The sequence below is a fragment of the Methylocystis sp. sgz306128 genome, assembly GCF_056032725.1.
In genome coordinates this window covers 1-23895 of the sequence record NZ_JBVYWO010000008.1, presented here as the reverse complement: position 1 = coordinate 23895, position 23895 = coordinate 1, and the positions used below count along the sequence as shown (strand labels likewise).

The 23895-nt window shown below is 60.5% G+C and carries 18 protein-coding genes; 11 read left to right on the top strand and 7 right to left on the bottom strand.

Annotated features, from left to right (window positions below; genetic code table 11):
* Positions 1-44: 44 nt before the first annotated feature.
* The 10 genes from AC0N03_RS12640 to AC0N03_RS12595 all read left to right on the top strand — a co-directional run bounded on the left by AC0N03_RS12640 (position 45) and on the right by AC0N03_RS12595 (position 13490).
* Positions 45-1220 carry an ABC transporter substrate-binding protein gene (locus AC0N03_RS12640; protein ID WP_474289164.1) on the top strand — a complete coding sequence of 392 codons (1176 nt, stop codon included), beginning with the start codon at positions 45-47 and terminating at the stop codon, positions 1218-1220.
* Positions 1221-1312: 92 nt separating this feature from the next.
* Positions 1313-3127: a sugar ABC transporter ATP-binding protein gene (locus AC0N03_RS12635; RefSeq protein WP_474289163.1), complete on the top strand. Its 1815-nt coding sequence runs from the start codon at positions 1313-1315 to the stop codon at positions 3125-3127.
* A complete protein-coding gene (locus AC0N03_RS12630; RefSeq protein ID WP_474289162.1) occupies positions 3124-4569 on the top strand; it encodes an ABC transporter permease in 1446 nt (481 codons plus the stop codon). The genes AC0N03_RS12635 and AC0N03_RS12630 overlap by 4 nt, the downstream gene beginning before the upstream one ends.
* On the top strand, positions 4569-5933 hold the full coding sequence (locus tag AC0N03_RS12625) for an ABC transporter permease (RefSeq protein WP_474289161.1): 1365 nt from the start codon (positions 4569-4571) through the stop codon (positions 5931-5933). Before AC0N03_RS12630 ends, AC0N03_RS12625 begins: the two co-directional genes overlap by 1 nt.
* A gap of 49 nt (positions 5934-5982) precedes the next feature.
* On the top strand, positions 5983-6684 hold the full coding sequence (locus AC0N03_RS12620; protein ID WP_474289160.1) for a bacteriorhodopsin: 702 nt from the start codon (positions 5983-5985) through the stop codon (positions 6682-6684).
* 57 nt (positions 6685-6741) lie between these two features.
* Positions 6742-8430 (top strand): flotillin family protein, encoded by a 1689-nt coding sequence (locus tag AC0N03_RS12615; RefSeq protein ID WP_474289159.1) that lies wholly within the window; start codon positions 6742-6744, stop codon positions 8428-8430.
* Positions 8431-8481: 51 nt separating this feature from the next.
* A complete protein-coding gene (locus AC0N03_RS12610; RefSeq protein ID WP_474289158.1) occupies positions 8482-8907 on the top strand; it encodes a hypothetical protein in 426 nt (141 codons plus the stop codon).
* On the top strand, positions 8904-10844 hold the full coding sequence (locus AC0N03_RS12605; protein WP_474289157.1) for a sodium:solute symporter family transporter: 1941 nt from the start codon (positions 8904-8906) through the stop codon (positions 10842-10844). The genes AC0N03_RS12610 and AC0N03_RS12605 overlap by 4 nt, the downstream gene beginning before the upstream one ends.
* A gap of 25 nt (positions 10845-10869) precedes the next feature.
* On the top strand, positions 10870-12027 hold the full coding sequence (locus AC0N03_RS12600) for an iron-containing alcohol dehydrogenase (protein ID WP_474289156.1): 1158 nt from the start codon (positions 10870-10872) through the stop codon (positions 12025-12027).
* 11 nt (positions 12028-12038) lie between these two features.
* Positions 12039-13490 carry an NAD-dependent succinate-semialdehyde dehydrogenase gene (locus tag AC0N03_RS12595; protein WP_474289155.1) on the top strand — a complete coding sequence of 484 codons (1452 nt, stop codon included), beginning with the start codon at positions 12039-12041 and terminating at the stop codon, positions 13488-13490.
* 114 nt (positions 13491-13604) lie between these two features.
* Here AC0N03_RS12595 and AC0N03_RS12590 read toward each other — a convergent pair whose 3' ends face one another.
* From AC0N03_RS12590 to AC0N03_RS12560, 7 genes are all read right to left on the bottom strand, one after another.
* The gene (locus AC0N03_RS12590) at positions 13605-14660 is read right to left on the bottom strand and encodes an ABC transporter ATP-binding protein (protein WP_474289154.1); all 1056 of its coding nucleotides are present in this window, start codon (positions 14658-14660) and stop codon (positions 13605-13607) included.
* A gap of 1 nt (position 14661) precedes the next feature.
* On the bottom strand, positions 14662-16380 hold the full coding sequence (locus AC0N03_RS12585; protein ID WP_474289153.1) for a glycoside hydrolase family protein: 1719 nt from the start codon (positions 16378-16380) through the stop codon (positions 14662-14664).
* Positions 16381-16397: 17 nt separating this feature from the next.
* Positions 16398-17288, bottom strand: a complete 891-nt coding sequence (locus AC0N03_RS12580) for a carbohydrate ABC transporter permease (RefSeq protein ID WP_474289152.1) — start codon at positions 17286-17288, stop codon at positions 16398-16400.
* Positions 17285-18220 carry a carbohydrate ABC transporter permease gene (locus AC0N03_RS12575; RefSeq protein WP_474289151.1) on the bottom strand — a complete coding sequence of 312 codons (936 nt, stop codon included), beginning with the start codon at positions 18218-18220 and terminating at the stop codon, positions 17285-17287. Before AC0N03_RS12575 ends, AC0N03_RS12580 begins: the two co-directional genes overlap by 4 nt.
* A 55-nt stretch (positions 18221-18275) precedes the next feature.
* Positions 18276-19568: an ABC transporter substrate-binding protein gene (locus AC0N03_RS12570; RefSeq protein WP_474289150.1), complete on the bottom strand. Its 1293-nt coding sequence runs from the start codon at positions 19566-19568 to the stop codon at positions 18276-18278.
* Between the two features lie 41 nt (positions 19569-19609).
* Positions 19610-20623 carry a LacI family DNA-binding transcriptional regulator gene (locus tag AC0N03_RS12565; protein WP_474289149.1) on the bottom strand — a complete coding sequence of 338 codons (1014 nt, stop codon included), beginning with the start codon at positions 20621-20623 and terminating at the stop codon, positions 19610-19612.
* Between the two features lie 208 nt (positions 20624-20831).
* A complete protein-coding gene (locus tag AC0N03_RS12560) occupies positions 20832-22898 on the bottom strand; it encodes an elongation factor G (protein ID WP_474289148.1) in 2067 nt (688 codons plus the stop codon).
* Positions 22899-23371: 473 nt separating this feature from the next.
* Between AC0N03_RS12560 and rfbC the strand changes: the two genes are divergently transcribed.
* Positions 23372-23895 (top strand): dTDP-4-dehydrorhamnose 3,5-epimerase (gene rfbC / locus AC0N03_RS12555; RefSeq protein WP_474289147.1); only part of this gene is annotated, 524 nt, incomplete at its 3' end.

Sequence of the window (23895 nt, the reverse complement as noted above, 5' to 3'; positions counted from 1 at the left end):
CGGGCTCGGACAGGCCCGGAAGATGAAAAATGGAGGAAACGCACATGAAAATGATAAAAAGTCTGGTTGTTGCCGCAGGTCTGGCGGCATTTGGGTCCACCGCCGTCATGGCCGAGGGGCTGGATACGATCAACCCGGATGTCGTCAAGCGTCTGTACAACAAGGATATGCTTGACCCGGCGCAGCCCATCGGTTCCAGCGCCTGGCAGGATTTCGTCGCCAAGAAGGCACCGCCGTGGAAGATCGGCTATGCCAGCTCCTATGCCGGCAATACCTGGCGCGCCGCCGTCATGAACGAGCTGCAGAACAAGATCATCCCGGAATGGAAGAAGCTCGGTCTGCTCAGCGACGTGGTGATCACACAGTCGAATCTCAATGACTCGACCCAGATCCAGCAGATGCGCCAGCTCGTCGATCAGGGCGTGGACGCCATCATCGTGTGCTGCTCCAACCCGACCGCGCTGAACCAGACCGTGCAATATGCCCATGAAAAGGGCGTACCGGTGTTTTCGCTGACGGGCTATCTGACCTCGCCTTATTCGATCAATTCCTCGGTCAACTATCAGGTGGCCGGTTATGAGATCGGCAAGGACCTCGCCGACCAGCTTGGCGGCAAAGGCAACGTGCTCGTTGTGGAAGGCATTCCCGGAACGTCCGGTTCGGACAGCCAGGATCGCGGCGTCAAGGCCGGTCTGAAGACCGCGCCGGGCATCAAGATTGTGGGTGACGTCGCCGGCATGTGGACCGATCAGGTCGCGCAGGGCGAAGTTCAGAAATGGCTTGCAACCCACCCCGGCAAGCTCGACGGCATCGTCGTGCAGTCCGCTGCCGAAATGGGCGTGCTGCGCGCCGTGCAGCAGTCCGGCCGCGGCAAGATTCCGGTCACCATCGGCGGGGAACTGGGTGCCCTGTGCTACTGGCGCAAGAACCCGGACTACATCAAGTCCTCGTTTCAGGTCTGGCCCCCGGCTGACGAGATTGAGCTGATCTGGAACATCATGATGCGCACGCTCGAGGGGCAGGGTCCGAAGATTCAGTCCGTCATGGTCGATCCTGTGAAGATGACCTTTGACGACCTGAAGAAGGTGATGAACGAGGATTGCTCGCTCACCACCGCCGACTGGCTCGCTGTTGGCGCCGATCGCTGGGGACAGTCTCCGTCCTATCTCGATCAGTTCTTCCTGCATCCGGCTGATCCGCGCGCCTTCAAGGCCAAATAAGCCGAAGCGTCGTTCAGACGCCCTCAAGATAACCGGGGGCCCGATCGCCGGGCCCCTTCCTGATCAAGGCCAGAACCTGTTCCGGGATCAACATGCCAGCCCATGCCACCACAACGGAAAAGCCGACGCTGGGTCGTGACACGATCGTGGTCCGCAATGTGAAAAAGCATTTCGGCCCGACGCGTGCGCTCGACGGCGCAAGCTTTTCTGCGCGTGCGGGTGAGATCCACGCCATTGTGGGCGGCAATGGCTGCGGCAAGAGCACGATGGCCAAGGTTGTTTCCGGCATTCTGCCGATTGACAGCGGTTCGGTCTCCATTCTGGGCGAGGTTCCGTCAACACCCGCAGAAAGCCGCGCGCTTGGCATTTCCACTGTCTATCAGGAAGTGCTTGTCGCCGACGAAAGCACGGTGGTCGACAATATATTCATGGGTGCCGACGCGCTTTTCTCCAAAACCCTGTCGCAGGATCACAAGGTTTTTCGCGCGGCGGAGCTGATGCGCGAGCTTGCGGGCGAGCCGGTCGACCCCTTCGCGCTGGTGGGAAACCTGCCGCTCGGCCTCAAGCAATGGATCACCATCGCACGCGCGCTGGTCAGCAATCCAAAAATCCTCATTCTCGACGAAAGTTCGGCGGCACTCGACTTTGACAGTACCGAGCGGCTGTTCAGCAAGATGCGCGAACTGCGCGACCGCGGCACGACGATTCTGATCGTCACGCACCGTATCGCCGAACTGATCCGCATCTCCGACCGCGCGACCGTGCTGCGCGACGGGCGCGACGTCGGCGTGCTGGAAAAGGGCGAGATCACCGAAAAGAACCTCCTGGCGCTGATGACGGGCGAGGATCAGTCGCACCGCCATGCGGGCCATGCGGCGCCCCAGCCTGTCGACAATGCGCCGGTGATGCATGCCCATGCCATCGCCATCAGGAGCGGCGGAAGAACCTTTGATTTTGAATTGCGCCGCGGCGAGATTGTTGGCGTGGCCGGCCTCGATGGTCAGGGACAGGACATGTTTGTCCGTGTGCTGGCGGGCGTCGCGGAGCCAGCAGCAGGCACGATCGAGATGATCGACCGGCAGGGCGATGTCAGATCCGTCCGCGGGCTGAAGGATGCCGTCGAGGCGCATATTGCTTATGTCTCCGGCGACCGCAAACGTGAAGGCATCTTCGCCACCCTCTCGATCTTCGAGAATATGGTCATGCCGCTTTACCGCGAGAAGCGCCACGGCGGCATTCTCGGTCTCATCGACTGGGCGAGCCTTGGCGCGATCTTCAAGCGCGAGGCCGATAATCTGATGATCAAGTTCGGCCAGCGTGGCGACAGGATCACCTCGCTCTCCGGTGGCAACCAGCAGAAAGTGCTGATCGGGCGCGGCTTTGCCATGCGCCCGGATGTGATCGTGCTCAACGATCCCGCACGCGGCATCGACGTCGGTGCCAAAACCGAACTTTATCGCCACCTGCGCAATTTCGCCAGCGAAGGCAAGTCCGTCGTTTACATGTCCTCGGAACTGGAGGAGTTCATCGGCTTCGCGACGCGCGTGCTGGTGTTTCGGGATGGTGCTCCGTTCGATGCTTTTGACGGTCGTCAGCTTGAGCCCAAGCGCGTGTTGGAAGCCATGTTCGGCCAGACGGATGGCAGCGGGCTTGGCGCCGCATTTGGCCTGACGCCCAGCCGCGCCGCAGCCGCGCCGTCCGGCAGGAGTGCAGCAGTTTCCGACGGCGTGCGCGTGCGTGTCGAAGTGCCTGCGCACCTCAGGCCGGCAGCCATGATCGAGCCCGTCGTTTCCCGGACCGAGACTCACCCCGTGCCGGTTGCGGCCAAAGCGCAGGTTGGCGCGCGCCCGATCAGGATCGTCGAATTCGACGCGAACGGACATGAGCGCCGGGAGGGTGCGAGATGAGTCGGATCCAGCCTGTCGTTCAGGGAGTACCGGTTGCGTCGCCGGCACAGCCGGCGGCGGGCGCAGCGGCCATCTTCGGGCGGCGTTCAAGCCCGTTCCTGCTGATGCCGATCACCTTGTTCTTTCTGCTGCTGGGCTTTGCCGTGCTGCGCTCGCCCAGCCTGGTCACCAGCGCCGGCATCGGCAGCGCCATAATCGTTGCGACGCCGCTCATCCTTGCCACCTATGCATTGATGGCCGTGGTCATATCCGGACGCGGCACAGTCGATCTTTCCGTCGGGCCGCTGATCGGCTTCATCAATGTCACGCTGATTCAGTTACATGGTCTCGGCGTCCTCAATAATCCCTTCGCCGTCATCGGCTATGCTCTGGCCATTGGCGCGCTGTACCAGTTCATCTTTGCGCTTATCGTCATTTATGTGCGCGTGCAGCCGATCATCGTTTCGCTGTCGGGATATCTGGCCCTCTCCGGCATCAATCTCGTCATTCTGCCGCGCCCTGGCGGCGTTGCGCCGGACTGGATGGCAAGCTGGGGTCTGGGAACGACCATCTTCTCTCCGGTTCTGCTGATCCTGGTGCTGGCCAGCATCGCCTGGATGCTGTTCACGCGCACGGCCTTCTACACGCACCTGCGGCTGATGGGCTCCGACGAGCGCGCGGCCTATACCAGCGGCGTGCCGATCTTTGTGGTGCGCATCGGCGCGCATCTTATCTCGGGCTGTTATGCGGGGCTGGCCTCGATAACCTTCACCGCCCTGATCTCATCCGGCGATCCTTCTCAGGGCACCACCTATACGCTTATCGCGGTCACGGCGCTGGTCTTGGGCGGGGCTTCGCTCGCGGGCGGGCGGGGCGGGGTTTTCGGCTCGTTTCTGGGGGCGATCAACCTCTATCTCATCACCTTCGGTCTTGCGACATTCAGTTTCGGTGCGGTGCAGAGCTTTGTCACCAATCTGGCCTATGGCACAATTCTGGTTATATCGCTGCTGCTGACGCTGGTTATTCCCTTTATCCAGCGTCATATCCGCAATTTTTCGCCATTGCTTTATTTTGTCGCCCTGTCGGTCATCGCGCTGGGCGTTATCCTTCACGCCACTTATGATTATGGCACGGCGGTTTCCGCCGGTGCTGCCATCCATGCGGCGGCAACTCATCTGATGCCCATCGATCCAGCGCTGCTTTATGTCGCGCCGCTCGAAGTGGCCGCGCCCGATGCCTCCGATCTCGCGATGCGCGCCGCCGCCGCGCCGATGGTCGTCATGGTTCTCCTGCTCATCGTCGTCGCCGTGTTCCTGCGTCTTGCCGTGGGCCAGTCGAGCCGGCGCAATCTGGCGCCCGCAATTATCGTGATCGTCGCGGCGCTGGTCATTCTCGGCGCGCTCCTCCTGCGCCAGCCGGATCTGATCGGCTTCGCCAGAACCTTGCCGCAGGGAGTGAACTGATGCAGACCGCAGGACAGCAGATCAGCCTTTCTGCCCGGATCATCGGCCTCGCCGCCGGGCTGCTGCTGACGTTGATCGGCGTCATATTCGGCTTCATTCAGGGCCTTTCTGTTCAGATCATCATTCTGGCCGGTCTTGCGACGCTGGTTGCCTTTGTCTGGGGCTGGGAACTGGTCGTCGGGCAGTTTTCACGTCAGAGCACCGGTTCGGAGAGCGCGCCGGGCGATATGCGGCGCGTGTGGGGTCAGTTCCGCGCGCCCCTGCTGGCGCTGGCGCTGATCTTGCTGGTATTTCTGATCCTGTCGCTGACGATCGACAGTTTCTTCAACATCTGGAACGTCATTTCGCTGCTCATCCTGCTGACGATCCTTGTTCTGACGCGCACGCTGGGGCGTCATTTCGAGGAAAACCGTTCGGCTTTCATCGGCGTGATGGTGCTCTCCGGCCTGTTTTCCATCGGCGCGATGAATATTGACGGCTTTTCCTCGCCGATGAACATCAAATCCATGCTGCTGTTTGCCTCCTTCCTCGGCATCGCCTCGGTCGGACAGACGCTGGTTGCTCTGCTCGGCGGGCTTGATCTGTCCATTCCATTCATCATCGGCGCCGCCAATGTCGGGCTGCTTTATCTTATCGGGCTGGGTGTGCCGCCCTGGCTGGCCACGCTTATCGTGCTGGCGGCGGGAAGCTTGCTTGGTGTGATCAATGGGTTTCTGAGTTTTCGCCTGCAAGGGCAGGCCCTGATCGTGACTCTGGGCACCGGTTTCGCCATTTCGGGCGGCGTGCAGATCCTGACGTCCATCGGCACGGCCTATGGCGGCAATGTCTTTGGCACGGTTCCGGCCTGGCTGACCAATCTTTCGGCGATGGATGGCTCCACCCTTGGCCTGCCGTTTCCGCCCACAATAGCCATATGGGCGCTCATTGCCCTCGTGCTGGTCATCGGCATGCGGGTGACGGTCTATGGGCGCTTTCTCTTTGCCGTGGGCGTCAACCGCACCTCGGCCAACCGCGTCATGATTTCAGAATTGCGCTACTGGGTGATGATGTATGCCATTTCCGGCTTCTTCGCCGCGCTGACCGGCGGATTGCTGCTCGGCTGGAGCGGCGGCGGCTTTATCGGCGTGGGCGATCAATATCTCTTCCTCACGCTCGCGGCGGTGGTCGTGGGCGGCACATCGCTGCTCGGCGGACAGGGCGGCTATGGCTTTACGGTGATCGGCGTTCTGGTGCTGCAGGTTTTGTCGTCCTTTCTCGTTGGCATCGGATTCAGTTTTCAGGTTCAGCAATTCATTTTTGGCCTGCTGATCCTGCCCATGGTCGCGCTTTATGCGCGCTCGCCGCATATCCGCACACAGATCTGAGGCCAGAGCACAATGAATCAGAAGAATTTCCTCGAAGGGAGAAGGTGAGATGGCGGTATTCCAGACGGCGGATCTGACCGCGGCCAGCTATTCGGTGACGCTGTTCGGTCTTGCGGCAACTTCGGTTCTGCTGCTTATCGGCACGACATGGGTTGAGCGGGGATGGAAAATTCCCGTAACGCTTTCGGCCCTCGCGGCGCTTGTGGGGCTGGGCGCCATATATGACGCCCGCAATGCCTGGGCCGCGGCGCAGCAGGTGCCTGTGGTCTATCAATATGTGGGCTGGACCGTCTCGATGCCGCTCCAGATCATCGCGCTCTATTTCTTCGCGCGGCAGGCCGGGCGCATCGGCATCGGCCTGTTCTGGCGTCTGGTCATCGTTTCGGTGCTCATGGTCTTTGTCCGTTATCTGGGCGAGGCGGGCTTCATGCATCCCACCCTCGCCTTCCTCATCGGCCTTATTTTCTGGCTCTATATTCTTGGGGAACTGTTTTTCGGCACCATGGACGAGGCCGTGCGCGCGGGCGGAGCGCCGGTGGTGCAGCGGGGCTATTTCTGGCTCCGGCTTATCGTGACCGTGGGCTGGGCCATCTATCCGCTGGGCAATTTCATTACGTCCTTTGGCGGTTATGTCGACGATGGCGCTTTGAGCGTTGCATACAATCTCGCCGATTTCCTCAATCGCATGGCTTTTGGCTTTGCCGTTCTCGCCTCGGCCATGCAGGCGCATACGGAGGCCGACCATGCCTGATCCAGCGCACCGGTTCATTTCATTCATTCAATCAATAAAGAGTCAGGGAGCACGCCAATGAAGGGTGCAGACGTCATCGCCATTATCATCCTTGCCGCGATCATCATCGCTGTAGCGGCCTATCTGCTGCATTGGCTCTATCGCCGTTCGACCAAGGACATATCCTTCGTGCGTACGGGCTTCGGCGGAGAAAAGGTCGTCATGGGCGGCGGCGCCTTCGTGCTGCCGATCCTGCATGACCTCACCGAGGTCAACATGAACACCCTGCGCCTTGAAGTGACGCGCGCCCGCGAAAAGTCGCTCATCACCAAGGACCGCATGCGCGTCGAGCTGACGGTGGAGTTTTATGTCCGCGTTGCGCCCGACATCAATGCCGTGGCCACGGCGGCGCGCTCGCTCGGCAACCGCACGATGAAGGCGGATCAGCTGAAGGACCTGATTCAGGGCCGCTTTGTCGATGCCATGGGCGGCGCGGCCGCAAAGATGTCGCTGGAACAGATCCACGAAAACCGTCAGGATTTCGTCCGCGAGGTCAAGAAGGAAGTGGCCGAGAGCCTGGCGCTTGACGGGTTGGAACTGGAAAGCGTTTCGCTGACCTCGCTGGACCAGACCGATATCAAGCTCTTCGATCCGTCGAATACATTCGATGCCGAAGGTCTGACCCGCCTCACCGAACAGATTGAAAGCCGCAAGAAGAAGCGCAACGACATCGAAAAGGACACGATGATCGCCATGCGCACCAAGAACCTTGAAGCTGAGAAGCGCTCGTTGGAAATCCAGCGCGACACCGAATATGCCCGCCTTGACCACGAAGCTGAGGTTTCCATCCAGCGCGCCCAGCGTAAATCCGAAATCGCCGCCGAAAATGCGGCGCGCGAACGTGAGATCGAGGAGGTCAAGCTGAAGGAGCGCGAATCCGTCGAGCGTACACGCATCGACATGGAACGCGAGATCGAACGTCTCGAAATCAAGCGCAAGGAAGCGCTGCAGCTTGAGGATCAGGCAAGGGAGATCGCCGTTTCGCATAAATCTAAGGAGCGTTCCGAGGCTCTTGCCAAAGCCGAGGATGCCCGTGCCATGGCCGTCGAGGCAGCCGAGCGTGTCCAGACGATCCGCGATACCGAAATCGCCAACCGTCAGAAGCGGATCGAGCTGATCGAAGCGGAGAAACGAGCCGAATCCGAAGGCACGCGCGTCAAGATTCTCGCCGAGGCCGAAAAGATCGCTGCCAAGGACAGAGCCGATGCCGACCGCATTGCGGTCTCGGCGCTGGAAGAGCGTTACCGTGTGGAGGCAGACGGCAAGGAGAAGCTCAATGCAGCAGAGAACCTGCGCTCCGATGCCAGCCGCAGGAGCGCGCTGCATCGCGCACTGGTCGAGAATCTCCCGGCCATCATCCGCGAAAGCGTCAAGCCGATGGAGAAGATCGAGGGCATCAAGATCCTGCATGTCGAGGGTCTGCCGGGCCTTTCGAGCCAGGTCGGTGGCGGCGGCGGCAATGCCGGCACCGGCGAGGGCGCTGGCCCGCGCGACGGCAATCTTGCCGAACAGGTGGTGAGTTCCGCATTGCGCTACCGCAGTCAGGCGCCGTTCGTCGACCAGCTTCTGGGCGAGATCGGCATGGGTTCGGGCGACGTGCATCGCACCCAGACGCTTCAGGATCTTTCGAAGATCGTCTACACCGATCCCGGTTCAGGAAGTACCCCGCCCAAGGCCAAGACGCCAAAAGCACCCGGCACCAACTAAGGCTGGCCCAAGGCCCGCCTCATCCGCCCCTGAACCTTCGGAGATCCGCTCATGCACCCATTGACGAATATCGATCGTGGCCTTCTGGTCTTTTCGATATGGGCCGTGCTCGGATTTCTCGGGCTGGGGTTTTTGCTGGAGGGGTTTGCCCGCAGCCATTATTTCGTTTCCTTGATTGGAATCATGCTGATCGTGGCCAGTTTCGTGGCGCATATCATTGTCAATCAACTGTCTGGGAATGGGTTCACCAGCGGCGAGACGGCGCTGGGCATAGGTGGCTTCGGCATTCTGGCGTTCGTATTCATCGCCGGCTGGATCGCGGGTGATTTATCGGCGGCGGATTTTTATGCCGGATTGACGCTGTTCGGTGTCATCATTGTCGGCTTCATCACCTATCTGGCGATCCGCTACGGCCTTCGGGGTGCGTTCTCGCGCTTCCACATCAAGACCGCCCCGGCTTCGGAGGCAAAAAGATGATCAGTTCGAGCAACCTGATCTGGCTTCCGCTCTATGGTCTGTTTTATGCGGCAGTTGCCTTGTACTGGGCGCGCGTATCCGCCGTCGAGAACCGCAACACTGAGACCTATTTTTCGGCCGGACATCAGCTTTCGCCTTGGATCGCGGCCCTGACGCTGGCCGGGGCGAGCACATCCGGATGGTTTCTTCTGGGCGGCGCGGCTGAAATCGCCAGCCATGGCTTTGGTCTTCCGGCAGTGCTGGAGGCCGGCATCACGCTGGCCTTGCCGGGTGTATTCTTTTTCAAGCGCATGTGGTTCATCGGCCAGCGGATGCAGGTATCCTCGCAGGCGGAACTGTTCCGGGTCTATTATAAGAGCGATTTTCTGGTTGTTGTCTCGACGGCGGTTTCGGTGCTTTTTGCTGTCGGTTTTGCCGGCATGCAGATGCGGGTGCTCTCTCATCTCGTTTCGGTGCTCACCGCAGGCATGGTCTCTCCTGTGGAGGCAGGGCTGTTTCTGTCGCTGGTGCTGTTTGGCTATGTGGTCATCGGCGGCATGCGCGCTGTCGGTTATCTTGGCGCGATTCAAAGCGTGCTTCTGGCCGCTGTCATGGCAGGTTTCACCGGATATGCCCTCATCCTTACCGGCGGGTTCGGCGCGCTTAACAACGGTTTGCATGGCCTTGCCGCCGGGGATGGCGCCGCCGCCCGCTTCATCGTTTCTGGCGTGATCCGTTTTTCAGCCGGGTTAGGGCGCGATCTTTCCGGCCTGCCGACGACGACCAGCGTTGCGAGCCTCGGACTTGCGCTGGCGTTCATGGGGTTTCAGGCAAGTCCGCTTGCAGCCAAGATCGTACTCTCGACCCGCAGCGCCAATGGCTTCGGGGCAGGGCAGACATGGGTGATGGCGGGTGCCTTTGGCGGTATGATCGCCTTTGGCGTGGCCATTATCGGCGCTGCAGGAATGCTCGACCCGCATTTTGCCTTGCCGGACATGCTGTCGGCGCTGGCGCAGACCTCGCCCTGGTTCATGGCCTGGCTGGTGATCGGCGTTGTTGCGGGCGTGCAGATGCTCGCCGGGCTGGCGCTGCTTTCAGCTGGCGAGGCGCTGGTGCGCAATATCTACAAGCCCTATTTTCATTCCTCGTTGTCGCGTGCAGATACGGTCAACATCACGCGTATCGTCATCGGACTGCTGACGCTGGCGTCGTTGCTGATGCAGTTTTTGACGCCCGTGACATTGTCGGCGCTGGGTGCAGTGGCTCTGCCTCTGTCGTTCCAGCTCTGGACACCGTTGCTCGGCATCACCTGGCTGGGCTGGATCACCCGGCCCGCAGCGGTAACGGGCGTTGGCTTCGGCATAGCCGGCGTGCTGCTGACCGAGCCGCTCGGCTATCAGATCTTGTCGTTCATGGGGCTGGAACTGCCCTGGGGCCGCTGGCCCTGGACGATCCATTCCGCCGCCTGGGGCATGGCCGCCAATCTGGCCGCCATGCTGCTGATTTCCGCCATCACCAACCGCAGGGGTTTTGGCGAGGAAGCGCTGGATGTTCAGGCCTTTCTTGGCCAGACGCTCAGAACCGGCCCGCGCGCGAAGGCGCTGCATTCGACGGCATGGTCGGTTGTGCTGGCATGGCTGTTTCTCGCGGTCGGGCCGGGGCTTATCTTCGGCAACGCGGCTTTTGGCGCTGCGGGTGGCGCATGGCGTATCGGCATGCCGTCCATCTGGGCCTGGGCTGGCCTGTTCTGGGCGCTGGGTGTCGCGCTGGTCTGGTTTCTGGCCTATGCCATGGAGATGGCCAGCCCTCATACGGCCAGAATCCCGGCCTATGTGCCTAGGCCCCGTCTTCGGCCCGATCAATCGGCACAGGAGCGCAAGCGATTGCGGATACTGGCTGTTTTTGCCGCCGCGGCTTTTGCGCTCATCGTGCTTGTTGTGCTGAGCTTCGGGCACTAGTTTTCGGTTTCGGAAGGAGATTGTCGTGACGCCTTTCACATTTAATACGTCGAAGAGCATCCAGTTCGGGCCGGGAAGCCTCAATCGCCTCGGCGAACTGGTGCGCAAGGAGATCGGCGCGCGCGTGATGATGGTGACCGACCCGGGTATGATGCGCACCGGCATTGTCGAGCGGGCGCTCGGCATTCTCTCGGCGGCGGGCGTCAGCGTGGACCTGTTCAAGGATGTGGAAGCCGATCCGCCCGAGTCTGTCGTGCTGGGCGCGGCCGAGCAGGCCAAGGCTGCGGGCATTCAGGGCGTCATCGGTCTTGGCGGCGGGTCCTCTCTCGATGTCGCTAAGCTGGTTTCAATTCTCGCATATGGGCGCGAGGAGCTTAAGGCCATTTATGGCGTCGGGAATGCCAAAGGCCCGCGTCTGCCGCTTATCCTTGTCCCGACGACAGCCGGAACCGGTTCGGAAGTTACGCCGATTTCCATCGTCACCACCGGCACCAACGAGAAAATGGGCGTGGTTTCTCCCGTCATTCTGCCAGATGTGGCCCTGCTTGATCCTGAACTGACGCTGGGCCTGCCGCCGCATATCACCGCCGCCACCGGCATCGACGCGATGGTGCACGCCATCGAGGCTTATGCCTCTGCCAGCGCGAACAATAATCCGGTTTCGCGCATTCTGGCGACGCAGGCGCTCACGCTCATGGGCCGCTCGATATTGAAGGCCGTGCATGAGGGGCAGGATATGACCGCGCGCGCCGATATGCTGCTGGGCTCGATGCTGGCCGGGCAGGCCTTCGCCAATTCGCCGGTCGCGGCCGTGCATGCGCTGGCCTATCCGCTGGGCGGGCATTTCCATATTCCGCACGGCCTGTCCAATGCGCTGGTGCTGCCGCATGTGCTGCGCTTTAACGCCGTCACAGCGCCGCAACCCTATGCCGAACTGGCGCCTTTTGCCTTTCCGCATCTGGCGAAGCTTGAGGGGCAGGAACGCGCCGCCGCTTTCTGCGATCAGCTTGCTGAATTGTCCCGCGCCTGCGGATTGCAGCCGAATCTGCGCGCCATGAACATTCCCGAGGATTTTCTGCCGCGCCTGGCCGCCGATGCCATGAACCAGACCCGCCTGCTGGTGAACAACCCGCGCCCGCTGACGCAAGCTGATGCCCTGGCCATCTATCAGGCCGCCTATTGAAAGGAATGAAGATGCCGTTGCAACTGCGTGATCCGACTCTTTTGGAAAGCCGGGGATTTGTCGCGGGCCGCTGGAGCGCCGGGGCAAAGCGGTTTCCGGTGCACAATCCGTCCACCGGCGAATTGATTATAGAGGTTGCCGATCTTGGGCCGGCGGAGATACGGGCCTCGGTCGAGGCCGCGTATGAGGCGCAAAAAAGCTGGGCGGCGCTCACCGCCAAGGACCGCTGCACCATCCTGCTGCGCTGGCAGGCGCTGATGCTTGAAAATGCCGACGATCTGGCCCGGATCCTCACTGCGGAGATGGGCAAGCCCTTTGCCGAGGCACGCGGCGAAATTGCCTACGGCGCGAGCTTTATCCAGTGGTTTGCCGAAGAGGCACGGCGCGTCTATGGCGATGTTATTCCCGGCCACCAGCCGGACAAGCGGATTGTCGTGCTCAAGCAGCCAGTCGGCGTTGTCGGCTCCATCACGCCATGGAATTTCCCCAATGCGATGATTGCCCGCAAGGTCGCCCCCGCGCTGGCCGCTGGCTGCGCCTTTGTCGGGCGTCCGGCGGAAAAGACGCCGCTCTCGGCGCTGGCCATGGCGGTTCTGGGCGAGCGAGCCGGCATTCCCGCAGGCGTGCTGAGCATGGTTCCCGGCACGGATGCGCCGGGCATGGGCCTCGAATTCTGCACCAATCCCAAGGTGCGCAAGCTGACATTCACCGGCTCGACCGAGGTGGGGCGCATTCTGATGCGCCAGTGCGCGCATGACATTAAAAAGCTTTCGCTTGAACTGGGCGGCAATGCGCCATTCATCGTCTTTGACGACGCCGATCTCGACCGCGCGGTCGAGGGGGCGCTCATCGCCAAATACCGCAATTCCGGGCAGACCTGTGTCTGCGCCAACCGCATCTATGTGCAGCGCCCCGTGCTTGAGGCCTTTGCCGAAAAGCTGGCGGCGGCCACGGCCCGCCTCCGCGTGGGTGATGGCATGGAGGACGGCGTGAGCATCGGCCCGCTGATCGACGCGGAGGGCCTTGCAAAGGTCGAGGACCATGTGGCCGACGCCGTCGCCAAGGGCGCGCGCATTGTGATCGGCGGCCGCCGCGCGGCGCAGGGCGGCACTTTCTTTGAGCCGACCGTGCTTTCCGGCGTGCGGCCCGGCATGAAAATCCTCAAGGAGGAGACATTCGGCCCCGTTGCGCCGCTTGTGGCCTTTGACACCGACGACGAAGCCATTGCCGTTGCCAATGATACGGAATTCGGGCTTGCGTCCTATTTTTATGCGCGCGACATCTCGCGCGTCTGGAAGATGGCCGAGGCGCTGGAATATGGCATGGTCGGCATCAATACGGGGCTGATTTCGACAGCCGAAGCCCCTTTCGGCGGCATCAAATCCTCCGGCCTCGGCCGCGAGGGCTCCAAATACGGCATCGAGGATTTTCTCGAGATCAAATATCTCTGTTTCAGCATCTGACGCGCGCTGAATGCTCAAAAATGCGGCGGGGCAGCAGTCCGTCTGCGCCCCGTCTGGCTCTGAGATCATGCGATAGAGGTATCTGGATACAATAACCTGTTTCGGGCCGGAAGCTCACACAACCCGCTTTCCGGCCTCGTCGAAGAAGCGCGCGTCGGCCAGACTGAAGCCCGCCCTGATGGTGGCGCCGGGGCGTGCTTCCAGCCTTTCGCGCCGTTCGATGATCATCGGCTCTCCGGTCTTCAGGCGTCCATAGAGATAGGTCGTGCCGCCCAGATTTTCGATGACGTCTGTCTGGACCTCGAGTTCGATGTCCGGGCTCTCGCCGCGGTCGAAATGCTCAGGCCGGATGCCGAGCCGCAGTGTGCCGCTGGCAGAGAGGCCGGCCGGCGCGCGCACGCTTACGCCGCCAAAGCGCAACTGGCCTCCCGAAACCTCTGCGGCGATGAAGTTCATCTTGGGTGAACCGATGAACCCGGCCACAAACTGGTTGGCGGGATTGTCATAGAGCTCGAGCGGCGAACCCACCTGTTCAATACGCCCGGCGCGCAGCACCACAATCTTGTCGGCCAGAGTCATGGCCTCGGTCTGGTCATGGGTGACGTAGATCATTGTATTGCCCAGCGCCTGATGCAGCTTGGCGATCTCGACGCGCATGGCCACGCGCAATTCGGCATCAAGGTTTGACAGCGGCTCATCGAACAGGAAAACCTTGGGGTTGCGCACGATGGCGCGGCCTATGGCGACGCGCTGGCGCTGCCCGCCGGACAGCTGGCCCGGCTTTCTGTCCATCAGCGCGTCAAGCTGCAGGATGCGGCTGGCATTATTGACCTGAGCGGCGATTTCCGCCGCAGGACGCTTGCTCATGCGCAGGCCGAAGCTCATGTTCTCCCGCACCGACATATGCGGATAAAGCGCGTAATTCTGAAACACCATGGCGACGCCGCGCTGAGATGCGTCAATGTCGTTGACCCGCGCGCCGTCGATCGACATGTCCCCGGAGGAAATGTCCTCCAGCCCGGCGATCATGCGCAGCAGCGTGGATTTTCCGCATCCCGACGGTCCGACGAAGACACAGAATTCGCCGTGGTTGATCGTCAGGTCAACGCCGTGGATCACGTCGATATTGCCATAGGATTTACGTATATTCTTCAGTTCAACAACGGCCATGTCAGTCTCCCTCGGACTCGTTTCCCGTCAGCGCGGGATTATGTTGTGCGTGTCTCAATCCGGAATGCGCGGGGCGCAAGGCCCAGACCGCCGCTCCTGACACAGCTTCCGGCGCCGTGGTCAGGCGCAGGCCTGTGACCGGCGCATCGCTGTCGATGCGCTTGGTGCCGCAGAGCGCGCCTTCATTGGCGTAGATTTCAATCAGGCCCACATCCATGAAAATTCGCAGCGAGCGAAGACCGGCCATCGGCGTAGCATAGCGCGGCACAACCCTGTTGCCGGGCGGCTCGAAATGCAGTTCGAGTTGCGCGCCGTCGAAGGTGAGAGCCAGACCATGCGTTTCATGCGTGAATTCCAGCCGGAACGGTTCAGGCCGGATGAAATCAACCGCGACCTCCGCCAGCCCGTCGGGCAGGACAACACCCGAGACCAGAGCGGCGGGGGAACCGGCCAGTTGCTGTTGGCGCAGGCCCGAAACGGCCTCGACCACCGGCGTATGCAATCTACCGTCCTTCCACACCAGGCGGCGGGGGAAGGTCATGGCGCTGACAAAATCGCGATCCTTGAAAACATCGGTCCAGTTGGCCGCCCAGGCCAGCATGGTCGGGCCTGAATGGTGCGCGAAGGCCTGAAAGGCATAGGCGTCGGTGGCGAAATCCAGTTCGTGCCGCGCAATGGGCGAAAAGGCACGGCCATCGAAGCGGCCGACCAGCGCGCGCGAAAGGTTGCGCCGCCGCGTAGCCGGATCACGCAGCCCGATAATGCCGAAGAGAAGCGCATAAAGCCCCTCGCCCTCGCCATCAAGCGCGATCAGGCTCGGACATTCCAGCGGCAGGCTGGGCGAAAGCGGTTCATGATGCAGTACTCCGGCATAACGCCACCCGGCGGTGGTATCGAGTTCATCATTCTCGTAGAGCAAAATCAGGCCGCCCTTGTCGTCCGCACCGCCGACAAGCATTTTCCACAGGCCGTCCGGCCCGCGAAAGACATAGGAATCGCGCATGTCCTTGCCAAATTGCGGCACGGGCGGACGATCCTTGATAAGCGTCTGGGACGGCCCGGCGGAGATGAGATCCCGGCTGACGCAGGTCATCTGCCATTCCCAGTTGGGTGTGCGCTCGTCCTCGCGGTCCGTGTAAAAAATGCGCAGGCCACCGTCGGGCAGCGGAACGGCGGAGCCCGAAAATGCCCCGTTGCCCTTGATGCTGCTTGCCAGAAGTTCGGGTCGCGGCTGCAGAAACACCGGCAGGTGCACCCAGTCCACCAGATTTTCACTCACGGCGTGGCCCCAGTGCATGGTGTTCCAGCGCTTCTTGTGGGGGTAGTGCTGGTAAAAGGCATGTGTGCGGCCGTCAACCTCGCACATGCCGTTCGGATCATTCATCCAGCCGAAGGGCGGCTGCAGATGCAGCTTGTACCGCGTGCCGGAAATATCGTTCTGCGGCGTTGTCCAGAGCAAGGTGATCCCCTGCGCCATCACTCTGTCCGGCGCATAGGCATAGATCAGCGAGACGCTGGTGGCCTCATCGTCCCAGCCAAGCTCCACCTCGCCGGCAACATCGGCACGCAACAGCTGAAAATCGTCGCTGCCGGCCAGCCGCAGTTCGCGGCTGCCCGCCGGATCGCGAAGGATGACGCAGGCTTCAAGGGCTTTTTGCGCCGGCTTCAGCCAGATATGCAGTTGATCGCCCTCTGCGCATTGGGCTCTGAATTTTGACATGAGGGTGCTTTCCGGCATTAGCCTTTTACCGCCGAACTGATGAGCGAACTGACGAACCATTTCTGGAACGCGAGATAGAAGATGAGCACGGGCGCCATCATCATCACCGAGGCGGCGAAAGCGCTGTTCCAATAGACGGAATCATGGCCGAAATAGCTGGCGATGCCGACCGAGATGGGTCGCGCCCAGTTGGTCTGGGTGATCATCAGCGGCCAGAGATATTGGTTCCACGTGTCGATGCCAAGAAGTATGGCGACCGTCGCCAGCGCCGGCATGCTCATCGGCATGAACACGCGCCAATAGATCGAGAACGGCGTCGCGCCGTCGATGATCGCTGCGTCATATATGTCATGCGGAATCTGTATGAAAAACTGATAGAGCAGAAATATGTAAAGCGGACTCGCCATCCAGGGCAGAATCTGTGCTGTGAAGGAATCCGTCAGGCCCGCCTTGGTTACAAGGCTGAGCAGCGGCAGCACGATGGACTCCTGCGGCACGATATAGAGCCCGATCAGCAGGGTCAGAACCAGCGCGCGGCCCGGCAGACGGCCCCAGGCCAGCACGAAGGCCGCCATGGAATTGACCAGCATTCCGCCCGCCACTGTCACCGCCAGAATGAACATGGAATTGAAAAGGTAGCGCGCCATGGGCAGCGGGCCATCAAGAACCGCGACTTCCCTGTAATTGTTCAGCGATGGTTCCGAGACCCAGAAGGCCTTGAAGCTGCCCATATCGGCCAGAATCTGGAAGCGGTCTGGCTTCAGAGAGCCGACAAGCAGCAAAAACAGCGGCGAGACCACGACAAGAGCGATGATGGCGGCGGCGGCAAGCTGGATGAGGCCCATCCGGTCCAGACCGAAAATCCTGCGTTTGCCGGGTGCGGTATTGACAAAAATCGAGGTGCTCATGCGCGTTCCCTCACGACAAAGCGTTGCACCAGTGAGATCACCAGCACGATCAGGAAAAGGATGATGGAGACGGCCGAGGCAAGGCCAAGGCGCTGATCGACGAAGCCCGCCGAAAACATATATTGCACCACTGTATTGGTGGATCCGCGCGGCCCGCCCTGCGTCAGGATATTCACCTGCACGAAGAGCTTGAACGCCTGAATCGTGGTGATGATCAGCACGAAAATATTGGTCTGCCGCAGGCCGGGCAGGGTGACGTGCCAGAAACGCTGCCAGGCGCCTGCGCCATCAAGATGCGCCGCCTCATACAGCGATTCGGGAATATTCTGCAGGCCCGCCAGATATACGATCATCTGGAAGCCATAGGCCTGCCATGCCGAAAGCAGCACGATGGCGGGCATGGCCCAGTTCGGATCGCCCAGCCAGTCGATCGGCTTGATGGCGCCAAAGGAAACAGCGTGAAGGATCTGGTTGAGCGGGCCGGTGGGATATTGAAACAATGTCGCCCAGATCGTGCAGACCACCGCCATTGAGGTTATGGCCGGCAGGAAGAATATCCCGCGGAAGAAATTACGCAGCGGCAGCTTCTGGTTCAGCAGCAGCGCCAGTGCCAGCGCTGCGCCGCATTGCACCGGCAGCACCATCAGCGTGAATTTGGCCACGTTCCACAGCGCCGTCCAGAAATCGGGATCGGTCAGCACCTGCTCGAAATTGCCCAGACCAATGAAGCGCGTCGGTACGGGGCGCGGAATCAGCCGCTGGTTGGTCAGCGCAAGCTGAAAGGATGTCAGGAACGGCAGCAGCAAAAACAGGCCCACCAGCGCGCAGGCCGGCGCCAGCATCAGCAATTCCTGCAGGCGGGCCTGCCGCTTGCGCGTGTAGGACACGGGCGGCGCGGTTGGCGCCGGGCCGGGCGTTGCGGTCGAATTCATGGTGTTCCTCCCTGGAGGGCGGCCTGCCGCAGTCGCGTGCGGCAGGCCCTTCGCCTTATTTGCCGAACGGGTCGTAGCCCGCATTGTCGGCTATATCGTTATCGATCTTTTTCGCGGCTTTGGTCAGTTCGCTCTTTGCATCAGCGCCATCGAAAATATTGGTCATCGCCACCTGAAAGGCCAGCGTGATGGTGGGATAGGCCGGATGCGGCGGGCGGGCAACGGCGCTCTTGCTGGCCTGCTCAAAGGCAACGGCCATCGCTCCCTTGTCGGCATAGAGCGGCGATTCCGCGGCAAAGCTCTTCAGGCCGGGGAAGCCCGAATGCGCCTTGTATGCGTCGCGATAAGCCTTGTCGGACAGCATGAAGCTCAGGAATTTGCCAGCCAGCGCCGGATCGGATGCGGTCTTGGAAATGGCGTAGATCCAGGTGCCGTTCGGGCTGGCGCTTTTTGCGCCGAATTTCGGCAGCGGCATCACCACAAGGTCATTGCCCATCTTGGCCGCAGCCTCGGCATAGAACCAGTGGCCGCCCCAGGCGAGAGCCGCCGGGCGTCCGTCGGCGTAGAACTGGTTCTGCCCGGCCGATTGCGGCACGACCCAGCCGCTCTTGACCCAGCCTGCCATCATCTTGGCGGCGTTGACGCAGGCATCGCTGTCCAGTGTGCCGGAGGCCTTCCATGTCTGGCGGTTGATGAGATCGCAGCCGGACGAGACGAGAATCGGCTCATAGGCGTAGGGGATCCATTCCGTCTTTGTGCCATAGGCGCGGAACAGATCGATCGGCCATTTGACGCCGGAATCGGCAAGCTTTTTCAGGGCGGCTTCAAATTCATCCTTGGTCCAGGCGTCGTCCACGGAGGCGGGTATGCGGATCTTCAGCGATTCAAGCTGCTTGCGGCTGCCATAAAGCACCACCGTCGAGTCGGTGAGGCCGATCGCGTAGAGCTTCTTGTCCGGCGGATAGGTGCCCTGCGCGATGTTCGAGGGCGTCATGTCGTCAACCAGCTTTTGGTCGATCAGGCCGCCGATCGGCTGGAGGAAGCCGGACCAGACATAATTTGCGAGGAAAGGCGCGTCGAGCTCGACAATATCCGGCATAGTTTTCGACGAAACCATGGCGCCAAGCTTCTCGTTGTAGGCGTCGTGCGGCGTGTTGATCAGTTCGACCTTGTCGCCCGGATTGGCGGCCTCAAAGCGGGCAGCCACCCCGCTGATCGCCTCGATTTCATAGGGGTCGCCCTGAAACATCAGCTTCAGGCTGGCCGCTTCGGCGGCTGTGAGACCGACGGATGCCAGAAGGGCGGCGGACGACACGGCGCCCATTATTTTAAGTAAACGTTTACTCATAGTTTTCATCATACTCTCCCTGACTGCCGTTCAGCTTTGCCTCACACCGAGGCGCGTTCGATCAAGCGAAACGGAATTTCCTCAACCATACCCGCCGGCTGCTTGTGTCCGGCCAGAATCTCCCCCGCGCGCCGCCCCAGTTCGCGATGCGGCAGGGCCATGGTCGTCAGCGGTGGGTCGAGCCGCGAGGCAATGTCCACCTGATTGTCAAAACTGGCGACCGCCATGTCTTCGGGAATACGCAAGCCGCAGCGGCGCAGGACGTTATAGACTTCCATGGCCACGCGGTCGTTGCCGCACAGAATGGCGTCGGGGCGCTCGTCTTCCCGCAGCCATGCCCGGATCTGGAGATCGACGATGCTGCGGGCGCGGTCACTGTAAAGAGCCCCGCGCGTCGCCGGCCTGACCCAGTCTTCATGCACCGCAATGCCGTGGCGCCGGTGCGCCGCGCGAAAACCCTCGGCGCGTTTTTCGGCGGCGATGAGGCCGGGAAGATTGAGAAAGGCTATCGATCGGCGGCCATGCGCCAGAAGATAATCCGTAATGGTGTCGCCGGCCTGAATTTCCGCTGGTACGAGCGACGGAACCGTGCCGCTTGCCTCGCGGCAATTGATCATGAGGGCAATGGCGCCTTTCGCGGCGTCCGGCAGTTCGACGATGTGATGATACATGCTGGCATAGGCGATTTTCTGCGGCATCATCCGCTGCAGTTCGGCGAGGCCCTTGCCGATGCTTTCCGGGTTGCCGACATTGGTGACGATAACCGAGAGCCCGTCGCCGCGCAGCGAATGATCGAAACTGCGCATGATATCGGTGGCGAAAGGCTGGGTGATCAACCCATCTGCCAGCACGCCGACAATCGGCATGACACCCTGACGCATCCCGCGCGCCACAATATTGGGAACATAGCCAAGTTCGGCCGCCCGGGTCTTGATCTTCTCGCGCGTTTCGTCTGACATGCGGATGGCGCTGTTATGCAGCGCGCCGGAAACGGTCTTGACGGAAACGCCAAGCTCGTTTGCTATATCCCGCAATGAGACTTTTGATTGCGACATGGAATTCTGGCTTCTTGACCGTTTGAGCATCGTGTTGAATTGGGTTATCGATTACTCAAAACCATGAAACATAAATCTTGTCAAGCGGCAGTTTGTTGAGGCGCGGGTTTTCCGCCTGTTCAGCCGGGCAATTCCGGTGTCCGTGCCGGCCCAATGCGCAGTCGACACGGCAGAAGGCCGCCTGCGCGTGGTCAGGCTTCCCTGCCTGTCAGGCGAGTTCCTTATGCCGCTTTTCCACCACCTTGCTCATCAGGTTCCCGTTGAGCTCGGACAGATGGTTGAAAACGGCCTCGAAAGTGCCGATGCCGGATGTGGCCGAGCGCAATTCGACAATGAGGTGTCCCATTTCCGCTTGCGGGATCAGAGCCTGTGTCACGTCCCAGCCTGGCCAGCCCTCGCGCGCGTCAAAGCCCAGCAATTGGCCCCTGCGGCCGGTAACGATCTGGTTGATGCGCGGCGTTGCCTCGCTCGGGCCAAGGAAAACCACTTTCAGAACCGGCTCCAGCAGCACCGGCCCGCAATTGGGCAGACCCTCGCGCATGCCGAGAATCGCCGCCATTTTGAAGGCCTGATCCGAGGAATCGACGCTATGGTAGGAGCCGTCCGTCAGCGTGACCTTGAGATCGACCAGCGGAAAGCCGAGCGTGCCCCGAGTCAGGCTCTCGATGATGCCTTCTTCGATTGCGGCGAAATAATTGCGCGGCACCGCTCCGCCAGTCACCGTTTCGGCGAAGATGAAGCCGCTGCCGCGCGGCAGCGGCTCAATGGTCAGCACGCAATCGCCGAACTGGCCATGCCCGCCCGATTGCTTTTTGTGGCGTCCGCGCACGCTCGTGCTGCTGCGGATGGTTTCCTTGTAGGGAATGCCCGGCTCGCGCGTCGCCACCGAAATGCCGGTGCGTGACAGCAGACGCTCCAGCGCGATGCGCAGATGCATCTCGCCCTGTCCTTCGATGCGCGTTTCGCCCATGGCCGGATCCTGCACGATCTGCAGCGATGGGTCCTCCTCTGCCAGTTTGGCCAGCGCTGCGAACAGGCGGACATCGTCGCGCGGGTCCTTCGAGGCCACAGCCATGCCCAGCACCGGCCGCGGCGGCGACAGGCGCGCCAGCGGAGGCAGGCCGCCCTTGACGCTAGCGAGGGTTGAGCCGGTCTGCGCCGGGTCAATCTTGCCCAGGCCCACGGTTGCGCCGAGCGCCGCAGCCGGCAGCTTCACATAGTCCTTCATGCCAAGACCATAGACACCGGACACCCTCCCGGCGGTGCCATCGGAAACATAAAGCGTCGCACCATCCTGAATCTGGCCATGAAGGATCCGGGCAACTGAAAGCTTGCCGGCATGGGATGTGTGAATGGTCTTGGCCACCTGCGCCACGCCGTTGCCGCCGCCGGCAAGGCCGAGGCGGGCACATGTGTCCCTGACGGTCGGGGCTTCATGTCGCAGCGCCTTCAGCAGGCGCGTGATCCCATTGCCGCGTTCGGCGGAGCCGATGAACACCGGCATGATCAGCCCTTCGCGCATTTCCCGGCCAAGATCCGCGAATATTTCGTCGCGCGGCGGCGCGACATCGGTCAGGAGTTCCTCCATCAGATGGTCATCGTAATCGGCGAGGCGCTCCAGCATCTGAAAACGAGCGGCGGCTTCCTCATCCCTCTGATTATCCGGGATCTGCACGATCTCGCTCTCGGCATGGTCGCGAAAGGCCAGTGCACGCTCCAGCGCGAGATCGATCGTCCCTGTTGCCACGCCATTTTTCCAGACCGGAATCTGCCGCAGCACGATGGGTACCGCCGAGGCGGTCTGCATCAGTTCCAGTGTCTGATTCAGCGTGGCACTGGCTTTGTCGATTTTATTGAGAAAGAGAATGTGGGGAATGCGCGCCGCTTCCAGCCGCTTGAGCACAAGCTGCAGGGCCGGGATCTTGTTTTCATCGGCTTCGCACACCACGACGGCAAGATCCGCCACAGCAAGAACCGGCTCGGTCTCAAACGCAAATTCAACCGATCCGGGGCAATCGAGAAATGTGTAAACATCGCCGAGATAGCGCATCTCGGCAATATTGAGATCGACGCCCATCGCATGAGCGCGTGCTTCCTTGGTGCGGTCGCCGAAGCTTGTGCCAGCACCGACGCTGCCGGCCTTGTTGATCGCCCCCGTGCGTTCCAGCAAAGCTTCAAGAAGTGTGGTCTTTCCGCTGCCATATGGGCCGACAAGTGCAATGCACCGGGGGCTGCTGGCTCTGCCCTCGGCAGATCTTTCTCCCGAATTCGACATGATGCTCCTCCCGCTCTTGTTTGATCTGGGTATTTGAAGCTGGTGTGCCGTTTCATGGTCTGTCGCAACATATTGACGCTAATCGGGCGCAGCGTCCATGGGGTTTGCGGGCAAATTGGGCTGCCACAGGAAAAACACAATGGCATGGAAACATTCAAATAACGACGATGTAATATCGGAGTCATATTTCGGTTCTTGAAGAAAATATGACGACATTTTTTGTTGATGTGATTTAATTGTATATATTTCAGAATATCGATTTTAAGTTGATATTTATATATATTATCAATTGCGAATTTAAATATTATAAAATGAAAATCAAATTCAAAATATATTATATTTTAAATCAAAATTAAAATATACTTTAAGTTATATTATTTTTACATGAATTTCACATTTAAGAAATAGATTATAATAGAGATTTGTTAACGGAATTTATTTGAATTCCAATTGAATGTGGATATTATGTGCGCATGAAAAATAATTCAGATTTGAAAGTCAAAATAATCAGGTCTCGCAGGTTTAACGACGGCCGGGGCTGGTTCAGCGAAACCTATAATCAGGCGCAGCTTGAGGAGATCGGCATATACTGCCGCTTCGTGCAGGATAATCAGTCTTTGTCGCGCGCCGCAGGTACAGTGCGTGGTCTGCACTTTCAAACTCCGCCCTATGCGCAGGATAAGCTCGTGCGCTGCATCCGCGGCCGGATATTTGATGTTGCAGTTGATATACGCGCTGGCTCCCCAACCTACGGCAGATGGGTGGGGGCGGAATTATCGGCCGAGAATGGGGCGCAGCTTTTTATTCCTGTCGGCTTTGCGCACGGTTTCATGACGCTGGAGCCGGATACCGAAGTTGTCTACAAAGTTTCCGAATATTACGCCCCCTCCCATGACGGCGGCTTGTTCTGGAATGATCCCGACATCGCCGTTCAATGGCCGCTGGCGGCGGGGCTGGCCCCTGTTTTGTCCGCCAAGGACGAAAACCTCCCCAGATT

Bases quoted from the DNA above. Each gene is read 5' to 3' on its own strand.
- AC0N03_RS12615 (WP_474289159.1), top strand. From the start codon at position 6,742: ATGAAGGGTGCAGACGTCATCGCCATTATCATCCTTGCCGCGATCATC.
- AC0N03_RS12605 (WP_474289157.1), top strand. From the start codon at position 8,904: ATGATCAGTTCGAGCAACCTGATCTGGCTTCCGCTCTATGGTCTGTTT.
- AC0N03_RS12610 (WP_474289158.1), top strand. From the start codon at position 8,482: ATGCACCCATTGACGAATATCGATCGTGGCCTTCTGGTCTTTTCGATA.
- AC0N03_RS12620 (WP_474289160.1), top strand. From the start codon at position 5,983: ATGGCGGTATTCCAGACGGCGGATCTGACCGCGGCCAGCTATTCGGTG.
- AC0N03_RS12625 (WP_474289161.1), top strand. From the start codon at position 4,569: ATGCAGACCGCAGGACAGCAGATCAGCCTTTCTGCCCGGATCATCGGC.
- AC0N03_RS12630 (WP_474289162.1), top strand. From the start codon at position 3,124: ATGAGTCGGATCCAGCCTGTCGTTCAGGGAGTACCGGTTGCGTCGCCG.
- AC0N03_RS12575 (WP_474289151.1), bottom strand. From the start codon at position 18,220: ATGAATTCGACCGCAACGCCCGGCCCGGCGCCAACCGCGCCGCCCGTG.
- AC0N03_RS12570 (WP_474289150.1), bottom strand. From the start codon at position 19,568: ATGAGTAAACGTTTACTTAAAATAATGGGCGCCGTGTCGTCCGCCGCC.
- AC0N03_RS12560 (WP_474289148.1), bottom strand. From the start codon at position 22,898: ATGTCGAATTCGGGAGAAAGATCTGCCGAGGGCAGAGCCAGCAGCCCC.
- AC0N03_RS12640 (WP_474289164.1), top strand. From the start codon at position 45: ATGAAAATGATAAAAAGTCTGGTTGTTGCCGCAGGTCTGGCGGCATTT.
- AC0N03_RS12565 (WP_474289149.1), bottom strand. From the start codon at position 20,623: ATGTCGCAATCAAAAGTCTCATTGCGGGATATAGCAAACGAGCTTGGC.
- AC0N03_RS12595 (WP_474289155.1), top strand. From the start codon at position 12,039: ATGCCGTTGCAACTGCGTGATCCGACTCTTTTGGAAAGCCGGGGATTT.
- AC0N03_RS12585 (WP_474289153.1), bottom strand. From the start codon at position 16,380: ATGTCAAAATTCAGAGCCCAATGCGCAGAGGGCGATCAACTGCATATC.
- AC0N03_RS12590 (WP_474289154.1), bottom strand. From the start codon at position 14,660: ATGGCCGTTGTTGAACTGAAGAATATACGTAAATCCTATGGCAATATC.
- AC0N03_RS12580 (WP_474289152.1), bottom strand. From the start codon at position 17,288: ATGAGCACCTCGATTTTTGTCAATACCGCACCCGGCAAACGCAGGATT.
- AC0N03_RS12635 (WP_474289163.1), top strand. From the start codon at position 1,313: ATGCCAGCCCATGCCACCACAACGGAAAAGCCGACGCTGGGTCGTGAC.